Origin of the sequence: Streptacidiphilus jeojiense (genome assembly GCF_000719095.1) — a bacterium.
GTDB lineage: Bacteria > Actinomycetota > Actinomycetes > Streptomycetales > Streptomycetaceae > Streptacidiphilus > Streptacidiphilus jeojiensis.
The window spans coordinates 1-2,039 of sequence record NZ_JOEH01000073.1 but is presented as its reverse complement, the minus strand read 5'-3'; the positions used below and the strand labels follow the sequence as shown (position 1 = coordinate 2,039).

At 70.6% G+C, this 2,039-nt stretch carries 1 protein-coding gene; it reads left to right on the top strand.

All coding sequences use genetic code 11. The annotated features are described in order from the left end of the window. Positions 1–2,039 (top strand): glycosyltransferase family 2 protein (locus tag IF29_RS0141005; RefSeq protein ID WP_030267588.1); only part of this gene is annotated, 2,039 nt, incomplete at both ends.

Below are 2,039 nucleotides of genomic sequence, written 5' to 3'. Positions count from 1 at the left end.
CAGCGCCGAGATCGCCGAGGCCTTCGCACAGCGCGACCCCCGCTTCCGCCTGGTCCAGCAGCAGAACAAGGGCCTGGGGCCGGCCCGCAACACCGGCAGTGCGGCGGTGGACCCCGACGCCGAGTTCCTGACCTTCGTGGACAGCGACGACATCGTCCCGCCGGACTCGTACCGGCTGATGATCGAGACGCTGGAGCAGACCGAGGTCTACCGGCGCAGCTTCTGGGACCAGCACGCCATGCAGTACCCCGGCATCCTCTACGAGGACGCCCCGGTCAGCGTGCCGCTGCACTACCTGGCCAAGTCCGTGGACGTGCTGGCCGAGCCGGTCTACCTGTGGCGGATGCGGGAGGTCGGCTCCCGGTCGATCACCCAGAACCGGACCAACCCCAAGGGTCTGATCGACCGGATGACCTCGATCAGCATGGTCCGCGAGTTCCTGAAGACCCGGGCCGAGGCCGACTCCGAGTACCGCACCCACCTGCGCGCCTACGACCACAACGTGCTGGTCGAGGAGATGCAGATCTTCTTCCGGGTGCTGCCGCTCGCCGACGACAACTACCGCGAGCTCTTCCTCGACCACGTCGGGCCGATCCTGGAGGACATCGAGCCGTCGGTCCTCAACAAGCTGGCCGAGGGTCTGCGGATCAAGTTCTGGCTGACCGCCAAGCGCCGGATGTCCGACATCCTGGCGATCCTGGAGTTCGAGAAGGAGTACCCGCGGGCCATCCCGACCCGCGGCACGCTGCGTCCCAAGGCGGACTACCCCTTCCTCAAGGACAGTCCGCCGCTGGACGAGGCGGTGGCCACCCTGGTCGCCGCGGTCGGCCTGCACGCCACCGTGGACGCGATCACCTGGGAGAACGGCCGGCTGAAGCTGGAGGGGCACGCCTTCCAGAAGAACCTCGGCGCCGAGCACCGGTACGACTCGGTCCGCGCGCTGATGCTGCGTCAGGGCGGCGGCAGCAAGCGCACCGTGGTGCTGCCCACCCGCACCGTGCGGCGGCCCGACGTGACCGCCCGGGAGCGCAATCTGCCGTTCCACCACGCCGACTGGTCCGGCTGGTCGGTGACGGTCAACCCGGACCGCCTCAAGAAGCGCGGCGAGTGGAAGGACGGCAGCTGGGGGGTGACCCTGGCGCAGTTCGGCGCAGGCCGTCCGCGCCGGACCCGGATCAAGGAGGGGCAGACCGGTTCCGGCCAGGTGCCCACCCCGTTCTGGGTGAGCGAGGACGTACGGCTGATCCCCTCCATCTCCGACCAGCACCTGGGCCTGCGGGTCGAGACCGTCAAGGCCCGGGTCTCCTCGGCCAGGGCCGTCGGCGACCTGATCGAGCTCAGCGGCTCGCTGCGTCCGCGCAAGGGCCTGGACGGCCTCCGGATCCAGATCCGGCACACCGAGGACGGCAGCAGCAGGACCCTGCTCTACCCGGTCGAGCTGGGCACCGAGGCCGACGGCCGGATCCCCTTCACCACCCGGATCGACCCCGCGGAACTGGAGCAGGGCCGGCTGGAGGAGGCGGAGACCCGCGCCAGCGCCCGGACCCGGCAGGTCGACCACTGGGCCGCCGAACTGCTCCTCGCCGACGAGAACACCATCGCCCTGGTGGTGGACCAGGGGCCTGACAGTCCGTCATCGGTGCAGTTCCCGCTGGTGAAGGCGGGCGCGGAGGTGAAGCCCGGGGACCGGGCGCTGCTGGTCCGCTCCTCGCCGCGGGGTTACCTGCAGATCTGCGACCAGCGGGTGCAGCCGGTGGTGGAGTCCGTCACCGTGCTGCCCGACCAGTCCGCCTTCCAGCTCCAGGGCAGCTACCCGGTCACCGGCACCCACACCTTCGACCTGGTCCTGCGCCACAAGCGGCACACCCGCCGCCCGCAGACCTACCCCGCCCAGAGCGTCGACGGCACCTTCACCGCCCTGCTGCCCGCCTACCCCAACGACGTCCACAGCGGCGAACTCCCCCTGCGCGCCGGCGAATGGGAACTCCTCGCCCGCCTCGACACCCCCACCGACCAGGGACCCGACAGCGAGCAGCCCG